Source organism: Vogesella aquatica (assembly GCF_028548455.1).
Classification (GTDB): domain Bacteria; phylum Pseudomonadota; class Gammaproteobacteria; order Burkholderiales; family Chromobacteriaceae; genus Vogesella; species Vogesella aquatica.
Map to the genome: position 1 here is coordinate 48,562 of NZ_JAQQLF010000016.1, position 16,047 is coordinate 64,608.

General features: G+C 61.1%; 15 protein-coding genes. 12 read left to right on the forward strand and 3 right to left on the reverse strand.

What is annotated here, in order from left to right; translation table 11 throughout:
- Positions 1-33: 33 nt before the first annotated feature.
- From PQU95_RS13195 to PQU95_RS13210, 4 genes are all read left to right on the forward strand, one after another.
- A complete protein-coding gene (locus tag PQU95_RS13195; protein ID WP_272752435.1) occupies positions 34-615 on the forward strand; it encodes a GNAT family N-acetyltransferase in 582 nt (193 codons plus the stop codon).
- A 126-nt stretch (positions 616-741) separates the two neighbouring features.
- Positions 742-1,674, forward strand: coding sequence for a sodium-dependent bicarbonate transport family permease (locus PQU95_RS13200; protein ID WP_272752436.1), 933 nt, complete (start codon positions 742-744; stop codon positions 1,672-1,674).
- 11 nt (positions 1,675-1,685) lie between these two features.
- Positions 1,686-1,988 (forward strand): P-II family nitrogen regulator, encoded by a 303-nt coding sequence (locus PQU95_RS13205; protein ID WP_272752437.1) that lies wholly within the window; start codon positions 1,686-1,688, stop codon positions 1,986-1,988.
- Between the two features lie 29 nt (positions 1,989-2,017).
- Positions 2,018-2,932, forward strand: coding sequence for an alpha/beta hydrolase (locus PQU95_RS13210; RefSeq protein ID WP_272752438.1), 915 nt, complete (start codon positions 2,018-2,020; stop codon positions 2,930-2,932).
- Positions 2,933-2,998: 66 nt separating this feature from the next.
- Here PQU95_RS13210 and PQU95_RS13215 read toward each other — a convergent pair whose 3' ends face one another.
- Complete coding sequence (locus tag PQU95_RS13215) at positions 2,999-3,556, reverse strand: carbonic anhydrase (RefSeq protein ID WP_272752439.1); 558 nt, start codon at positions 3,554-3,556, stop codon at positions 2,999-3,001.
- 207 nt (positions 3,557-3,763) lie between these two features.
- On the opposite strand from PQU95_RS13215, the gene PQU95_RS13220 reads away from it, so the two are divergent.
- The 3 genes from PQU95_RS13220 to PQU95_RS13230 all read left to right on the forward strand — a co-directional run bounded on the left by PQU95_RS13220 (position 3,764) and on the right by PQU95_RS13230 (position 10,081).
- Positions 3,764-5,785: an NADPH-dependent 2,4-dienoyl-CoA reductase gene (locus PQU95_RS13220; RefSeq protein ID WP_272752440.1), complete on the forward strand. Its 2,022-nt coding sequence runs from the start codon at positions 3,764-3,766 to the stop codon at positions 5,783-5,785.
- A gap of 340 nt (positions 5,786-6,125) precedes the next feature.
- Positions 6,126-6,950 carry a phosphate/phosphite/phosphonate ABC transporter substrate-binding protein gene (locus PQU95_RS13225; RefSeq protein WP_272752441.1) on the forward strand — a complete coding sequence of 275 codons (825 nt, stop codon included), beginning with the start codon at positions 6,126-6,128 and terminating at the stop codon, positions 6,948-6,950.
- A complete protein-coding gene (locus PQU95_RS13230) occupies positions 6,950-10,081 on the forward strand; it encodes a bifunctional diguanylate cyclase/phosphodiesterase (protein ID WP_272752442.1) in 3,132 nt (1,043 codons plus the stop codon). The genes PQU95_RS13225 and PQU95_RS13230 overlap by 1 nt, the downstream gene beginning before the upstream one ends.
- Here PQU95_RS13230 and PQU95_RS13235 read toward each other — a convergent pair.
- Positions 10,076-10,564 carry a TlpA family protein disulfide reductase gene (locus PQU95_RS13235; RefSeq protein ID WP_272752443.1) on the reverse strand — a complete coding sequence of 163 codons (489 nt, stop codon included), beginning with the start codon at positions 10,562-10,564 and terminating at the stop codon, positions 10,076-10,078. The genes PQU95_RS13230 and PQU95_RS13235 overlap by 6 nt on opposite strands.
- Before the next feature lie 122 nt (positions 10,565-10,686).
- Here PQU95_RS13235 and PQU95_RS13240 point away from each other — a divergent pair, with 122 nt between their 5' ends.
- From PQU95_RS13240 to PQU95_RS13260, 5 genes are all read left to right on the forward strand, one after another.
- A complete protein-coding gene (locus PQU95_RS13240) occupies positions 10,687-11,631 on the forward strand; it encodes a carbohydrate kinase family protein (RefSeq protein ID WP_272752444.1) in 945 nt (314 codons plus the stop codon).
- Positions 11,632-11,902: 271 nt separating this feature from the next.
- The gene (gshA, locus tag PQU95_RS13245) at positions 11,903-13,186 is read left to right on the forward strand and encodes a glutamate--cysteine ligase (RefSeq protein ID WP_272752445.1); all 1,284 of its coding nucleotides are present in this window, start codon (positions 11,903-11,905) and stop codon (positions 13,184-13,186) included.
- Between the two features lie 32 nt (positions 13,187-13,218).
- A complete protein-coding gene (gene gshB, locus PQU95_RS13250; RefSeq protein ID WP_272752446.1) occupies positions 13,219-14,172 on the forward strand; it encodes a glutathione synthase in 954 nt (317 codons plus the stop codon).
- On the forward strand, positions 14,172-15,236 hold the full coding sequence (locus PQU95_RS13255; protein ID WP_272752447.1) for an FAD:protein FMN transferase: 1,065 nt from the start codon (positions 14,172-14,174) through the stop codon (positions 15,234-15,236). The genes gshB and PQU95_RS13255 overlap by 1 nt, the downstream gene beginning before the upstream one ends.
- Positions 15,233-15,616, forward strand: coding sequence for a diacylglycerol kinase (locus PQU95_RS13260; RefSeq protein WP_272752448.1), 384 nt, complete (start codon positions 15,233-15,235; stop codon positions 15,614-15,616). The genes PQU95_RS13255 and PQU95_RS13260 overlap by 4 nt, the downstream gene beginning before the upstream one ends.
- 48 nt (positions 15,617-15,664) lie before the next feature.
- Here PQU95_RS13260 and PQU95_RS13265 read toward each other — a convergent pair whose 3' ends face one another.
- Entirely contained in the window at positions 15,665-16,039 is a 375-nt protein-coding gene (locus tag PQU95_RS13265; RefSeq protein ID WP_272752449.1) for a hypothetical protein, read from the reverse strand.
- Positions 16,040-16,047: the final 8 nt, after the last annotated feature.

A 16,047-nucleotide genomic window follows, 5' to 3' on the forward strand; every position in this document is an offset into this window, starting at 1 on the left:
GTTTTTATCGAACCTGCCAAGGGAGTAGCTCATATGGCCCGTAGCCAGCCCGCGCTCAGCACCGCCCGTTTACAGCTTTTGCCGCCAGAGGCGGCCTGGGCCCGCGCCGTCCGCGACTACCAGCTGCACAACCGCGAGCACCTGGCCCCGTGGGACCCTACCCACGGCGATATGTACTTTACCGAGCTGTTCTGGGGCATGCGCCTGCGCGAGCGCATCGAGGACTTCAAGCTGGGCCGTGGTGCCATGTTTCTGGTCATGCACGATAAGCAGCCCGGGCAGGTGATCGGCACCGTGAGCCTGAGCAATATCGTGCGTGGCGTGTTTCAGGCCTGCCACCTGGGTTACAACATCGACCACGCCTACCAGGGGCAGGGCATGATGAGCGAGGCGGTCGAGGCGGTAGTGCAGTTTGCTTTTCGCGAGCTGGGCCTGCACCGCGTACAGGCCAACTATCAGCCGGAAAACCAGCGCAGTGCGCGCCTGCTGGCCAAGCTGGGCTTCACTATCGAAGGCGAAGCCAAGGATTATCTGTTTCTGAACGGTGCCTGGCGCGACCATGTCCTGACTTCGCGCCGCAACCCGGATTTCGACGCCACACCATTGCGCGCTTAAGCCCTTAGGGCGCAACCCGTTAGGCCACAGGGTTGGCCGCACGGCGGAAAAGACCTATTGCTCATAGGGTTGGCGGATTTTTTGCATGCGCTATGATGTGGCCTCTTCATCAAGCAAGGTGTTCCGATGACGCTAGACCCTGTCGTGCTGTTTTTCGTGCTGGGCTTGCTGGCTGCGCTAGCCAAGTCCGATCTGAAACTCCCCCCCGCGCTGTATGAAACCCTGTCGGTGTTCCTGCTGATTGCCATCGGCCTGAAGGGCGGGGTGGCTTTATCCAAGCTCACCGGTAGTGCAGTGCTGTGGCAGGTGGTGGCGGTGATCTTGCTGGGGGCCGGTTTGACCTTGGTCGCTTTTGCTGTACTGCGCTGGCGCCTGGGGCGGGCAGATGCTGCGGCCACGGCGGCGCATTATGGCTCGGTCAGTGTGGTGACCTTTGCCGTTGCCAGCGCCTATCTGGCGCGCCAGGGCGTAGAGGCAGAACCGCAGCTGACGGTGTTTCTGGCGGTGATGGAAATGCCGGCGCTGGTGGTGGGCGTATTGCTGGCCCGCATAGGGGGGGACAAGCAGGTGAATTGGGGCCGCCTGGCGCACGAGGTGTTTCTGGGCAAGAGCATGGTGCTATTGATGGGCGGTTTGCTGATCGGCTGGCTGGCCGGTGTGGATGGCATCAAGAGCCTGTCGCCGCTGTATATCGACCTGTTCAAGCCGGTACTGTCGCTGTTTCTGCTGGAGATGGGCTTGCTGACTGCCGGCAAGCTGGCCGGCCTGCGCGCCCAGGGGCTGTTCGTGGTGGCGGTGGCCCTGCTGATGCCGCTCGTGTTTGCCGCCCTGGGGCTGGCCACTGCCGTGGCCATGGGCTTGTCGGTAGGCGGCGCCATGCTGCTGGCTACCCTGTGTGCCTCGTCGTCCTACATTGCGGCCCCTGCCGCCATGCGTATTGCCGTACCGGAGGCTAACCCGGCTATTTCCCTGGCTGCCAGCCTGGGGGTAACTTTCCCGTTCAATCTGTTGCTGGGTATTCCGCTGTACCTGTGGCTGGCGCAGCAGGTTTACGCCTGAAAGGAAGCTCGATGCCATTTCATACTAAGAAGCTGCTGACGATCGTGACCGAGTCGGTGCTGGAGGCGCGGCTGGTCAAAGACATCCAGCGCCTGGGCGCACACGGCTATACCGTGGTAGATGCGCGTGGCGGCGGCGCGCACGGCGTGCAGGGCGGGGCATGGACTTTTGACCGTAATATCCGCATCGATGTGGTATGTGATACCGAAGTAGCCAAGGCGATTGCGTTGCGTTGCGAGCAAGCCTATCTGCCGGATTACGGCTTGATCCTGTATGTTTCGGATGTAGGGGTGCTGCGCGCGGATAAATTCTAGCGCGTGCCGGCCACCCGCCAGGGGGAAACATGACGCAAACCTTTCGTTTAAGCGCCAGCGACGAGGCCGATATCCACGGCTGCTGCTGGCTACCCGGTGGCGCGCCGCGTGCCGTGGTGGTGATCAGCCACGGCATGAGCGAGTACGGCGGGCGCTATCAGGCGTTGGCGCAAAAGCTGGTGCTGGCCGGTTACGCCGTTTATGCGCACGATCATCGCGGCCACGGCCGCCATGCGTTGCTGCCTGGCTGGTTTGCCGAGCAGGGGGGCTGGCAGCGCGTGGTGGACGATCTGCGCGAGGTGGTGGATTACGCGCGCCAGCAGCACGAGCGGCCGGTGGTGTTGTACGGGCACAGCATGGGTAGCTTTGTCGCACGCGCTTTTATCCTGCGCTACGGCCAGCGCTTGGCCGGCATGGTGCTGTCGGCTACCGGCTACCGCCAGCGTTATCTGTCGCGTGTGATGCGCGGTGTGGCACGGCTGGCGGCCAGGCTGGGGGGCGCCAGCAAACCCAGTACCTTCATGACGGCGCTGGTGTTCGGCAGCTTCAACCTGGGGTTTTTACCCGCACGCACCCGGCTGGACTGGCTAAGCCGCGATACGGCGCAGGTGGATGCCTATATTGCCGACCCGCTATGCGGCCAACACCCCACCCCGCAGCTGTGGATAGACTTGTTTGGCGGCATTATCGCGCTGGAGCTGGGCGAGGCGGATGGCCGCGCGTTGCCCAAAACCTGCCCGGTGTGGCTGCAGGCAGGTAGCCGCGACCCGGTGAGCCTGGGCAAGTTCGGCCTGGGCCAGCTGGCCAGCCGCTACCGCACGGCCGGCATGCAGGACGTGAGCGTGACCGTCTACCCGGGTGGCCGCCACGAAATGCACAACGAAACCAACCGCGCCCAGCTGGAGGCCGATTTGCTGGCCTGGCTGAATCGTATTAGCGCTTGAACTGCAGCACCAAGAAAAAAGCACCGTCTTGTCAGGCGGTGCTTTTTTCATGTCATGGTGGCGCATTCAGCCCTTGGGGACGATTTGCTGCACGCTGCCATCCAGCGCCATCAGATAGGTTTCTACGGCCAACTGCGGGTATTTGGCCAGAATCTGTTTACGCAGCGTCATCAGGGTTTCGGCGTGGGTCTGCGTTTCTTTTTCCGGCATTTTGCCAAAGTCCTCGCCCAGCACCACTTTGTAGGCGCCGCAATCGCGGTGGTCGAGGACCATCACCTTGTGGATATGGTGCAAGCTGATCGCTACGTCCAGATGCTCCCAGAACGCCTGGTTCCAAGCCGGAAACTTGCTGGTAACCGCCCCCAGTGCTGCCCCGGCCAGCACGATATGGTCGTACTTGTTTTTCATGCCAAGGCCGGCCATGAAGGCTTCGGTTTCATCCACCAGGCGGTAGTCCATGCACGACAGCAGCAGTGCATCGGTGCCGCCTGCCGCGTAGGCAGTTTGTGGCAGAAAGCTGCCTAGCAGGGCTGCGCCACCGCCCAGGGCGGCAAGCTGTACAAACTGGCGCCGGCCAAGGTTGGCCGCAGTGGCAGGCTGCGTGTGAGTAGAGCACTGGCACATGATTTTCTCCCTGAATTTATTAATAACTTTGGTGCATTCTAGGTTATTTCATAAGCAATGTCGTATGTCCAGCGGGCAGGGCGCGTGCCGAATTGACAGCTTACTAACTAGTAAGTATCTTCGCTGGCATGCTGCAAGCACTATAACGAAGACAGCTTTCCGGTGGCCAAACCAGTTGCCGGGCCAACCAACACGAGGATGAACATCATGACGGCTTACCCGCACCTGCTGGCACCGCTGGATCTGGGCTTTACCACGCTGAAAAACCGCGTGCTGATGGGTTCCATGCATACCGGCCTGGAAGAAGCACCGCAGGGCTTCGAGAAAATGGCCGCCTTCTATGCCGAGCGCGCGCGCGGCGGGGTTGGCCTGATCGTTACCGGTGGTGTGGGCCCCAACGAGGAAGGCCGCGTGGCCGAGGGCGCCTCCATGCTGGCCGATGCCGCCGAAGTGCCGCACCATCGTATCGTCACTGACGCGGTGCACGCGGCCGGCGGCAAGATCGCCATGCAGATCCTGCACACTGGCCGCTACAGTTTCCAGGAAAACCTGGTATCGGCGTCGCCTATCTGTGCGCCGATCAACTTCTACCGCCCGCGTGAAATGTCCGAGGACGATATCCAGCGCACCATTGCCGACTTTGCCCGTTGCGCCAAGCTGGCCCAGGACGCGGGCTACGACGGCGTGGAAGTGATGGGTTCGGAAGGCTATCTGCTCAACCAGTTCATTGCCCAGCATACCAATAAGCGTACCGACGGCTGGGGCGGCAGCTTCGAAAACCGCATCCGCTTTCCGCTGGCGGTACTGCGTGCGGTGCGCGAAGCGGTGGGCCGCGAATTCATCATCATCTATCGCCTGTCCATGCTGGACCTGGTGAATAACGGCAGCACCTGGGAAGAAGTAGAACAGTTGGCCGCAGAGGTAGAAAAAGCCGGCGCCAACATCATCAATACCGGTATCGGCTGGCACGAAGCCCGCGTGCCGACCATCGCCACCAGCGTACCGCGCGGCGGTTTTGCCTGGGTGACCAAGCGCCTGATGGGCAAAGTGGGCATTCCGCTGATTACCACCAACCGTATCAATACGCCGGATGTGGCGGAAGATATCCTGGCCAGTGGCTGTGCCGATATGGTGTCGATGGCGCGCCCCTTCCTGGCCGACCCGGAGTTCGTGATCAAGGCCGAGCAAGGCCGTGCCGATGAAATCAACACCTGTATCGGCTGTAACCAGGCCTGCCTGGATCATATCTTCCAGGGCAAGCTCACCAGCTGCCTGGTGAACCCGCGCGCCTGCCGCGAGACCGAACTGAACTATGTGAAGACCGGCACGCCGAAGAAGCTGGCCGTCGTGGGCGCCGGCCCGGCAGGCCTGGCGTTTGCCACCATCGCCGCCGAGCGCGGCCACGACGTGACGCTGTTCGATGCCGGTAGCGAGATTGGCGGCCAGTTCAACGTGGCCAAGAAAGTACCGGGCAAAGAAGAGTTCTATGAAACGCTACGCTATTTTGCCCGCCGCATCGAGATTACCGGTGTCACGCTGCAACTGGATACCCGCGTACAGGCAGCCGACCTGGCCGGGTTTGACGAAGTAGTGCTGGCCACCGGTATCGCGCCGCGTACGCCACCTATTGCAGGGATCGACCACCCGAAAGTGCTCAGCTACCTGGACGTGCTCAAATACGGCAAACCGGTTGGCCGCCGTGTTGCGGTAATTGGCGCCGGCGGCATCGGCTTCGATGTGTCTGAATACCTGACGCACGAAGGCAAATCACCGTCGCTGGATACGGTAGCCTTCATGAGGGAGTGGGGGGTAGACATGGCAGTAGCCACGGCAGGCGGCCTGGCAGCCAGCGGCCCGCAGCCGCACCCTAGCCCGCGCCAGGTGTACTTGCTGCAACGCAAGAGCAGCAAGGTAGGCGAGGGTCTGGGCAAGACCACCGGCTGGATCCACCGCGCCAGCCTGCAGATGAAAAACGTCACCATGATCCCGGGTGTGACGTATGACAAGGTCGATGATGCCGGCCTGCACGTGACCATCAAGGGCGAGCCGCAAGTCCTGGCTGTGGACAATGTGGTGATCTGTGCGGGGCAAGACCCGCTGCGCGAACTGCAGCAGCCTTTGCTGGATGCCGGCAAGCCAGTGCATCTGGTTGGCGGTGCCGATGTGGCCGCCGAGCTGGATGCCAAACGCGCGATCGATCAGGGCGCAAGGTTGGCCGCGATCATCTGATTTACTGAACAATCGTGAGTTAACCCGGCGCATGGACGCCAGAGGTGTTTCATTCTATGAAGTGTTAAAGACTGCCGGCTTGCCAGGCAGTCTTTTTTTATTTATTTGTTATATTCTTTTGGCATTTAAAAAATGTGCTGCGGCATTTTTGCCATAAATGAATCAATTACCGATAGAATTTAGCCAAATCAAAAATTCATATTTATTGAAATGCTAGATTGCGTGGGCCTGTTGACGGTAAATTGTTAAGCATCAGCCATTTGACTTTAAAGTCGTGCCTGAGGTGTTTGCTGTCTGCGCGACGAGTGAATTGCCACAATAACGATAAAGGAATGCCGGGATGGCCAAAAAATTCCTGCTGTTTTGCCTGACTGCCTGCTGCCTGACACCGCTGGCACAGGCAGCAGATACGCTGGTGCTGGGGGTGGTGCCGTATTTGTCGGCACGCAAGCTGGCCGAGCTGTACGAGCCCATGCGCGCCCAATTGCAAGGTGCCATGGGGGTGCCGGTGGTCATCGAGTCTGCTCCGGACTACCAAAGCTATCTGGAACGCACCAGGCAAGGCCGCTACGACGTGATTGCCACGTCGCCGTACTTTGGCCGCCTGGCGCAGCTAGAGCAGGGTTATGAGCCGCTGGCCCGGCCGCAAACCAATCTGGAACCTTTGCTAGTGACCCGTAAAGACGGGGTGAATACGCTGGAAGCGTTACGTGGCAAGGTAGTGTCTACCAGCGACAAACTGGCCAATCTCACCTTGGCCGCACAGCGCTACCTTATCCAGAATGGCCTGACGCCCGGCAAGGACGTCATCATCCGTCCTGCAGGCAGCCATGCCAACTCGGTGCAGGCGCTGCTCAATGGCGAGTCCGCTGCCGCCATTATCTCCGTGACCGCTTTGCGTCAGCTGCACCCGGGCACCACGGTGCGGGTACGCATCATGAAGCGCCTGCCACAGACAACGCCTTTGCTGTATCTGGCACATAAGCGCCTGGGCAGCAGCCGCATCGACAGCCTGCGTAGCCAGTTATTCCAGTTTGCCAATCACACCGATGAAGGCAGGGCGTTCAGCAAAGAATTGGGGCATGACGGCCTGAAAGAGATTTCAGCGGCAGACATGAAGGCGCTGGACCCGTATGTCCAGGATCTGAAGGTGATGCTGAAATAATGGCCATTGACCTGCGGCCGCGTTCGCTGACCTGGATCATCATTCCCGCCTTGTTCGTGGTGCAGCTGCTGTTGTTCGGCATTATTGCCTGGCAAAGCGTGCATATGATGCGCGAGATGGCGGTAGAACAGACCCGTGTGCGTCTTGGAAGCCTGCAGGTCGAGCTGCGTGCCGCTTTGGTGGCCCCCATGCTGGAGCGGGATTACAGCACACTACAGGAAATCACCGACGAGCTGACCCGTTCCGGTGACCTGGCTTATCTGGTGGTGCGCGACAGCACCGGCAAGGTGATGGCGCGCAGTGGTATCCAGATTCAGCGCTTTACGCCGGATAGCGATATTGCCGGTAGCAGCGATCCACTGTTTGATACCCGTTTCCCCCTGACGCAGGGCGAGGTACAGCTAGGTTTGCGCGTTGCGGAGGCGCGGCAGATCTTCCTGAACTTCATCCAGCGTACTGCGCCGATGGTCGTGGTGGCGGGCTTGCTGGCTACCGCCTGGATGGTGCTGGTTACCGTATGGATTGTGCGGCGGCTGAAGCGTTTGACCCAGGCTGCAGAAGCCCTGGGCCATGGCACCCTGTCGATACGTGCGCCGGAAGACGGGGTGGACGAGGTTGGCCGCCTGGGTCTGGCGTTCAACCGTATGGCGGCGGCGGTACAGTCGGCAGACGAAAAATGGGCCAAGAGCCAGCGCTTCACCGATATGCTGTTGCTGGCCATGCCCATGCCGGTGTTTTACAAGGATGCCTGCGGCCGCTACATGGGCTGTAATGACGCATTTGCCCGTGTTACCGGCCTGAGCCGGCGGGATATTCGCGGCAAGGTCGCCACCGAGTTATGGCCTGCCGAGCTGGCTGCATTGCATATGCGTCAGGATGAGGCGCTGAATGCCGGCCTGGGGCACCAGGAATACCCGGGCTTGCTTACCGACCAGCACGGCCAGCAGCGGCATGTGATTTTCTCCAAAGACGTGTTCTACGACGACCTGGGCGAGATTGCCGGCATTATCGGTGCCTGGAACGATATCTCGGATCTGCGGCGCGCCGAAGGCCGCTTGCAACTGTTGGCCGGCGTATTCAAGCACTCGCGCGAGGGTATTGTGATTGCCGATGCCAGTGGGCGGGTGGTGGATGTGAACCGTGCGCTGTGCGAGATCAGTGGTTTCGAGCGTGACGAGGTAGTCGGGCAGATGCCCAGCCATTTTTATTCAGGCCGGCACGACGAGGATTTTTACCAGACCATCCGTACCACCCTCGGTCAGAAAGGCCATTGGCAGGGCGAGGTCTGGAACCGCCGCAAGGATGGCAGCCTCTACCCGGTACTGCTATCGATATCCGTCATTTACGACCAGCAGGGCCAGGTACGCCACTATATCGCCGTGTTTGCCGATATCACGGTGATGAAAGAGCAGGAAGCCCGGCTGGATCGTATGGCGCACCACGACCCGCTGACCCAGCTACCCAACCGCGTGTTACTGGGTGACCGCATGCGGGTTGCCATTGCCCAGGCCAGCCGCAGTGGCCAGTGGCTGGCGATCTGCTTCATGGACCTGGATGGTTTCAAGCGCGTCAACGACCGCTACGGCCACGATGTGGGTGACCAGTTGCTGATCAAGATTGCCGACCGGCTTCAGCTAACCCTGCACGGTGGCGATACCGTGGCACGGCTGGGTGGTGATGAATTTGCCCTGCTGTTGTCCGGCCTGCCTGATATAGAAGCCTGCCACCAGACCCTGCACCAGATTCTGGACACCGTTGCGCAGCCCTGCGATATCGGTGATATCCAGATACAAGTCTCGGCCAGTATCGGCGTCACGTTGTACCCGCAGGACGAGCAGGATGCCGATACGCTGCTGCGACACGCCGACCAGGCCATGTACAAAGCCAAGGATCTGGGGCGCAATGGCTACCAGATTTTTGACGCCGAGCACGACCGCCAGAGCCGTAGCCGCCTGCAAAGCCTGCAAAGGCTAGAGCAAGCGCTGGTGCAGGGTGAATTGCAGCTGTACTACCAGCCCAAGGTCAATATGCGTGATGGCCAGATTGTCGGCATGGAAGCCTTGATGCGCTGGCACCACCCACTGCGTGGTGTTTTGCCGCCGGGGGCCTTTTTGCCCGAAGTGGAAGACAGCCAGCTGGATATCCGCCTGGGCGAGTGGGTGATCGAGACGGCGCTGCAGCAGATGGCGCTGTGGCGTGGTGAAGGGCGCGTTCTGTCTGTCAGCGTGAATATTTCTGCCCACCATCTGCAGCAGTCGGACTTTGCCGCCCGGCTGGCCAGCCTGCTGGATGCCCACGCGGACGTACCGCGCGGCATGCTGGAAATAGAGGTACTGGAAAGCACGGCGCTATCGGACGTGGAGCACGTTGGCCGCCTGATGCAAACCTGCCAGGCGCTGGGGGTGCGCTTCTCGCTGGATGATTTCGGTACTGGCTATTCATCCTTGCTGTACCTGAAGCGCCTGCCGGCGGACAAACTGAAAATTGACCAGTCTTTCATCCGCGGCATGCACGAAAGCAGCGACGATCTGGCCATTGTGCAAGGCATTATAGGCCTGTCCGAAGCCTTCAGCCGCGAGCTGGTAGCCGAAGGGGTGGAAACCGTAGAACATGGCAGCTTGCTGTTGCACCTGGGCTGCGATGTCGCGCAGGGTTATGGCATAGCCAAACCGATGCCGGCCGGGGAGGTGGTGGCCTGGTGTCGCCACTGGCACAGCCCGCCGCAGTGGCAGGGGGCGCGCAAGCGCTGGTCGCAGGAAGACATCTTCCTGTTTGGCCTGGAGCTGAACCTGCGCAGCTCGCTGAGCCGTTTGCTGGCGCTGGCACAAGATGACAGCATGGAGGGGGCCTGGGACGCTGATGTCAGCGAGCGTTTCCTGCGCTGGTATGGCACCGATGGCCTGATGCGCTACGGTGGCCATGCCAGCTTTGCCCAGCTGGGCCAGCTGCAGTCGTCGCTGGCCCTGCATTGCCAGCAGCTGTGGCAAGCGCGCCAGCTGGGCGACGACGAGGCAATCCAGCTGCATGTTCCCGCTCTTCTTGCCCTGCGGCAGCGGCACGAGCAGGCTGTGCGTAGCCTGCTGTCCGGTATGCCGCAGCTGCACGAAAGCAGCTTGAGTCTGTCCCTATAGCCCGGCCAGCGCTTTATCGAGTGTTTTTTCGTCCAGAATGCCCAGGATCTGCCTAAGCGGTTTGCCCTGGGCATTCAGGATGACGGTATAGGGCAGGCCACCACTCTTGTTACCCAGCTCGCGCATGACGGCAACACCGTCGCCATCGCTCATCAGGATAGGGTAAGTCACCGCCGTCTGTTTCAGGAACGCCTGTACCTGGTCGGGCTGGTCCAGCGCAATGCCTACCGTCTTGATGCCTTTGGCCGCCAGCTTGGTCGATAGTGCCGACAGCATGGGCATTTCCTGGCGGCAGGGTGCACACCAGGTGGCCCAGAAGTTCACCACGGTCAGCCGCCCCTGAAACGGTGCAAACGCGGCGGCCTGGCCGCTCACCAGTGTCAGCCTGGCTTTGTCCAGCGGCCCGGCAGCCTGTACGGGCAAGCTGGCGCCGAGTGCGAGCAGCAGCAAGCCGTGGCGTAACAACGTGGTGAATTTGTGCATTTTTATTCCATTTTGATAGTAAAAAGTTGTTAGATATCTGCAAGTTGGCCGCAGTTCGCCGCTGCCTTTAAACAAACGTTCATGATAAACTCGCCGATTACTTTTTTGTTTGCGCGCGAGTCATGTCTATTCTCGTTTGCGGGGCGCTGGCCTACGACACCCTGTTCAATTTCGAAGATCGCTTCGATAACCATATCCTGCCCGATCAGCTGCACAAGATCTCTACCACCTTCAAGGTGCCTACCATGCGCCGCGAGTTTGGCGGCCCGGCAGGCAATATCGCCTACAGCCTGTGCCTGCTGGGTGAGAAGCCGCTGGTGATGGGCGCGGTGGGCGAGGACTTCGAGCCTTACCGCCAGCACCTGAAACGCGCGGGGGTGGATGACCGCTTTATCCGTACCATTCGCGGGCAGTATACGTCGCAATGCTTCGGCATTGCCGACAAGGACGGCAACCAGCTCATGGCCTTCCACCCCGGCTCCATGGACCACGCTACGGTAAACCACATTGCCGATGTGCCAGAGCCGGTGCAGGTGGCTATTGTGTCGCCTGGCGGCCACGCCGCTTTCCTGCAGCATACGCGCGAGCTGCACGAAGCCGGTATCCCGTTCATCTTCGACCCGGGCCAGGAGCTGCCGCTGCTGTCGCGCGACGAGCTGAACGAGATCGTGGAGCTGGCGACCTACGTTGCCATCAATGATTACGAAAGCGAGCTGATGCGCGAGCGCGCCGGCCTGCCGGTAGAAGTGCTGAAAGACAAGGTGAAGGCGCTGATCGTCACCCGCGGCTCCAAAGGCGCCGAGATTTATGTGGATGACACCATCCACCTGATTCCGCGCGTGCAGATGCCGATCAAGCCGGTCGACCCGATGGGCTGTGGCGACGCCTTCCGCGCCGGCCTGCTGTACGGCATCAAGCACGGCTACGACTGGAAAATTACCGGCCGCCTGGCCAATGTGCTGGGCGCCATCAAGGTGACGAGCCACGGCCCGCAAAACCATTTCTTTGACTGGGACAAACTCAAGTCACTGTATATGCAGGCCTACGGCGACCCGTGGCCGCTGTAAGCAGAATACTGGGTGTTTTCCACACTGTTCAATAAGGCACGCTACGGCGTGCTTTATGCTTTCATGCTGTCATCTGCTGTGGCCAGCTGGTATGGCCTGCTTTAAAATCAAAGGCTTGTACGTAGGTAGGCGATGCCTGGCCTGCGCGTACGGCTCAGCACGGCAAGATTTCATTTTGTAGCAAAGCGTCACAAAGTGATAACGGGGTTGAATAAGCAGCACGGCGGCCCCACCATGCACCCATTACCGCTTTCCCCGCAGAAAGGGCACCATGACCGTACCGCATTTGACCACCGCTTTGACCGGCCCCTTGTTAGAGCTGGAAAGCCGCATCCTGATTGCCCAGCCGCATATCGAGCACTGGTTCCGTAGCCAGTGGCACAACCACGCTGCGCCGTTCTATGGCTCGGTAGACCTGCGTAATAGCGGTTTCAAACTGGCACCGGTCGACATGAACCTGTACCCGGGTGGCCATAACAACCTGAACCCCGATTTTCTGCCCTTGGCCGTGCAGGCGGCACAAAGCGCGGTAGACCGCGTATGCCCCAAAGCCAAAAGCATTTTGCTGATCCCGGAAAACCATACCCGCAATACTTTCTACCTGCAGAACGTGGCCGCGCTGGTACATATTTTCGAGCAAGCCGGCCTGAAGGTTCGCCTGGGTACGCTGAACCCGGAAATCACCGAGCCTACCGCGCTGACTGCGGCCAACGGTGCCGTGGTGACGGTGGAGCCGCTGCTGCGCCGTGGTAACCGCGTGGTGCTGGCCGACGGTTTCAGCCCGTGTATCGTACTGCTGAACAACGATTTGTCTGCCGGCCTGCCCGACGTACTGGCGGGCATCGAACAGAACCTGATGCCGCCCTTGCACGCTGGCTGGGCCGTGCGCCGCAAGACCAACCACTTTGCCGCCTACGACCAGGTTGCCAATGATTTCGCGCAGCTGATCTCCATCGACCCCTGGTTGATCAACCCCTATTTCAGCGCCGCTGGCGGCCTGGACTTCCACACCCGTCAGGGTGAGGACGCGCTGGCCGAGCACGTGGCGAAAATGCTGGACAAGATCCGCATCAAGTACCGCGAATACGGCATTACCCACGACCCTTATGTCATCGTAAAAGCCGACGCCGGTACCTACGGCATGGGCGTGATGAGCGTGAAATCGCCGGAAGAGGTGGTTGGCCTGAACCGCAAGGCGCGCAACAAGATGTCGGTGGTAAAAGAAGGCCTGGAAGTGAGCGAGGTGATCGTGCAGGAAGGTGTGCACACCTTTGAATCCATCAACGATGCCGTGGCCGAGCCGGTGGTGTACATGATGGATCGCTACGTGGTGGGCGGCTTCTACCGCGTGCACACCGGGCGCGGCGTGGACGAAAACCTGAACGCACCCGGCATGCACTTTGTGCCGCTGTCGTTCGAAACCGCCTGCCTGCCAGACCATAAAGTTGGCCCCGATGCCCCGCCAAACCGCTTCTACGCCTACGGCGTGGTAGCCCGCCTGGCGCTGCTGGCGGCCTCGCGCGAGCTGGAAGCCACCGACCCCGACGCCGAGTAAGCACCCGCTGCGGCCAACCTGGATGCCAATACATGCAAATACTGTTTATTGCCGACCCGCTGGAAAGCTTCAAGATCCACAAGGACACCACCTACGCCATGATGGAAGAAGCGCATGCGCGCAACCACGCCATCTGGTTTTGCGAGGCGGGTGAGCTGTATGTCGAGGGTGGCCGTATCCTGACCGAAGCCCGCCCGGTAACCTTTACCGGCCTGGGTGGCAAAGAGTGGTTCAAGAAGGGCAATAGCCAGCGTTTGCCACTGCAAGGCTTTAGCGCGGTGGTGATGCGGAAAGACCCGCCGTTTGACCTGGAGTACTTGTACGCCACGCAGCTGCTGACCCTGGCCGAGGCAGAAGGCGCGCGCGTCTTTAACAAAGGCCAGGCGCTGCGCGACTTCAACGAGAAGCTGGCGATCCTGAACTTCCCCGAGCAGACGGCGCCGACCATGGTGACCTCGCGTCCGGACCGGCTCAAGCGCTTTGTGCGCCAGCACCAGGACGCCATTCTCAAGCCGCTGGACGGCATGGGCGGTAGCGGTATTTTCCGCGTGACGCCGGACGACCCTAACCTGAACGTGATTATTGAAACCGTCAGCTGCCAAGGCACGCAAACCGTGATGGCGCAGCGCTATATTCCCGAGATCCGCGATGGTGACAAGCGCGTGCTGGTGATTGACGGTGTGCCGGTGGACTATTGCCTGGCGCGTATCCCGCAGGGTGGCGAGACGCGTGGCAACCTGGCCGCCGGTGGCCGTGGCGAAGCCCGCCCGCTGACCGAGCGCGACCGCGAGATTGCGGCGGCGCTGGCCCCCGAACTCAAGCGCCGCGGTATCTTGCTGGCGGGCCTGGACGTAATTGGCAACTATCTCACCGAGGTCAATGTCACCAGCCCGACATGTTTCCGCGAGATCATGGACCAAGCCGGCATTAATGTGGCGGCACTGTTCATCGATGCGCTGGAGCGTGCCTCCGGCCACACGGCCTGATGCGCAGGCTGGGCTGGCGACGGGCGGCTGCGGCCGCCTTTGTCGTTTCTGCACTGGCCGCCTGCAGCGTGCAGCCGGCGCCGCTGCAGCAGGAAAGCTTCGTATTCGGCACCCGTGTCGCACTGACCGTCTACGATGCCGATCGTGGCAAGGCGCAGGCAGCCATGGCGCAGGTGCTGGGGGATCTGGACCAGCTGCACCAGCGGCTGCACGCCTGGCAGCCGGCAGGGGAGGTTTATGCGGCCAACCAGGCCATTGCTGCCGGCGAGCCCTTTAACGCGTCGGCCGAGCTGGCCGAGCTGATTACGCTAGGCCAGCAGCTGGAGCAGCAAAGCGATGGTTTATTTTCGCCGGCGATTGGCGCCATGGTGGCGGCCTGGGGCTTTCATGCCGAGCAGTATGCCGCGCGTTTGCCTGCGGCGCAGGTATTATCGGACCTCGCCGCCGCGCAGCCACGCATGGCCGACTTGCTGCGCCAGCCGGATGGCCGCTGGCTTAGCCGTAATCCGGCTGTGCAGCTGGATTTTGGCGGTATGGCAAAAGGCTGGGCGCTAGACCGCAGCCGGGCGCGTTTGCTTAAGGCAGGCATCAGCTCGGCGTTGTTAAATATTGGCGGCAACATTATTGCGCTGGGCAGCAAGCCCGGTGGCGAGCCCTGGCAGGTAGGCGTGCGTCACCCGCGCCAGGCCGACGCCATGGCGACGCTGGCGTTGGCTGATGGCGAGGCGGTAGGCACCTCGGGTGACTATCAGCGCTTTTTTGTGCTGAACGGCCGACGCTATTGCCATCTTATCGACCCGCGCGACGCGCAAAGCCGCTGTCACGTACAATCCGTGTCCGTATTCAGCCGCCCGGGGCCGCACGCCGGCTTGCTGTCCGACGTGGCGTCCAAGCCGCTGTACTTTGCCGGGCCGCAAGCGGCAGCGCGCTATGCTGGCCGCTTTGGCCTGGCCGGCTGGCTGTTGATCGATTCGCGCGGCGAGGCCTGGCTACCGCCAGCGCTGGACAAACGGCTGCAGTGGCCGCTGCGGCCAACCCGACTTCACCTCACAGGATCACCATGAGTTCGCATCAGGAAAGCCCGTTCAAGGGTAAAACCGGCGTAAAACGCCTGATCAATGCCTTTGGCTACTCGCTGGACGGCTTGCGTGCTGCCTACCGGCACGAAGACGCCTTCCGGCAGCTCACCCTGCTGGCTATCGTACTGGTGCCGCTGGCGCTGTTTGTGGTGCCTGCCACGCCCTTGGCGCGGGCGTTGCTGGTGGCCAGCTCGCTGGCAACGCTCATCATCGAGCTGTTCAACTCGGCGATTGAGGCGGCGGTGGATCACACCTCGCTGGAACGACACCCGCTGGCCAAGCGGGCCAAGGATATGGGTAGTGCGGCCCAGTTGCTGGGCCTGGTCAACCTGGGCCTGGTGTGGGGGCTGGTGTTGTTTGGCTGATGTACGCTAGCGTGGCATGTGGCAGCGCCGCGCGGGATTGCGGCGGCCCTAGCCTGCAGGGCGTTGCCGGTACAGCAGCCCCGGGACGACCCGTATCATGCCGTTTTCGAACGGCACTTCTCCTTCATTGCCGACCAGCTCCCAGGTAGTGTCTTGCGCTTGCAGGATGCGGTAGACCGGGGTGCCGGCCTGGTACCACAGCAGTTGTTTACCCTGGAAATAATCCAGCGGTAGCAGCGGGCGCTCGTCTTGTACAAACATGGCCAGCGTGTCCGGTGCCTGTGCCGCGATCTGCTCGCGGTCAGCCAGCCAGATGCCGATCATCATCACCAGAAATGACAGTGCCAGCAGTGGCCAGGCCCCGCCCATGGCAAATACCACGGTCAGCACGCTGCTGCCGCTCAGGAAGAATTGGCTGTTCATGTCGAGAG

Bases quoted from the DNA above. Each gene is read 5' to 3' on its own strand.
- gshA (WP_272752445.1), top strand. From the start codon at position 11,903: ATGACCGTACCGCATTTGACCACCGCTTTGACCGGCCCCTTGTTAGAG.
- PQU95_RS13215 (WP_272752439.1), bottom strand. From the start codon at position 3,556: ATGTGCCAGTGCTCTACTCACACGCAGCCTGCCACTGCGGCCAACCTT.
- PQU95_RS13200 (WP_272752436.1), top strand. From the start codon at position 742: ATGACGCTAGACCCTGTCGTGCTGTTTTTCGTGCTGGGCTTGCTGGCT.
- PQU95_RS13210 (WP_272752438.1), top strand. From the start codon at position 2,018: ATGACGCAAACCTTTCGTTTAAGCGCCAGCGACGAGGCCGATATCCAC.
- PQU95_RS13220 (WP_272752440.1), top strand. From the start codon at position 3,764: ATGACGGCTTACCCGCACCTGCTGGCACCGCTGGATCTGGGCTTTACC.
- PQU95_RS13195 (WP_272752435.1), top strand. From the start codon at position 34: ATGGCCCGTAGCCAGCCCGCGCTCAGCACCGCCCGTTTACAGCTTTTG.
- PQU95_RS13240 (WP_272752444.1), top strand. From the start codon at position 10,687: ATGTCTATTCTCGTTTGCGGGGCGCTGGCCTACGACACCCTGTTCAAT.
- PQU95_RS13260 (WP_272752448.1), top strand. From the start codon at position 15,233: ATGAGTTCGCATCAGGAAAGCCCGTTCAAGGGTAAAACCGGCGTAAAA.
- PQU95_RS13235 (WP_272752443.1), bottom strand. From the start codon at position 10,564: ATGCACAAATTCACCACGTTGTTACGCCACGGCTTGCTGCTGCTCGCA.
- PQU95_RS13205 (WP_272752437.1), top strand. From the start codon at position 1,686: ATGCCATTTCATACTAAGAAGCTGCTGACGATCGTGACCGAGTCGGTG.
- PQU95_RS13265 (WP_272752449.1), bottom strand. From the start codon at position 16,039: ATGAACAGCCAATTCTTCCTGAGCGGCAGCAGCGTGCTGACCGTGGTA.
- PQU95_RS13225 (WP_272752441.1), top strand. From the start codon at position 6,126: ATGGCCAAAAAATTCCTGCTGTTTTGCCTGACTGCCTGCTGCCTGACA.
- PQU95_RS13230 (WP_272752442.1), top strand. From the start codon at position 6,950: ATGGCCATTGACCTGCGGCCGCGTTCGCTGACCTGGATCATCATTCCC.
- gshB (WP_272752446.1), top strand. From the start codon at position 13,219: ATGCAAATACTGTTTATTGCCGACCCGCTGGAAAGCTTCAAGATCCAC.
- PQU95_RS13255 (WP_272752447.1), top strand. From the start codon at position 14,172: ATGCGCAGGCTGGGCTGGCGACGGGCGGCTGCGGCCGCCTTTGTCGTT.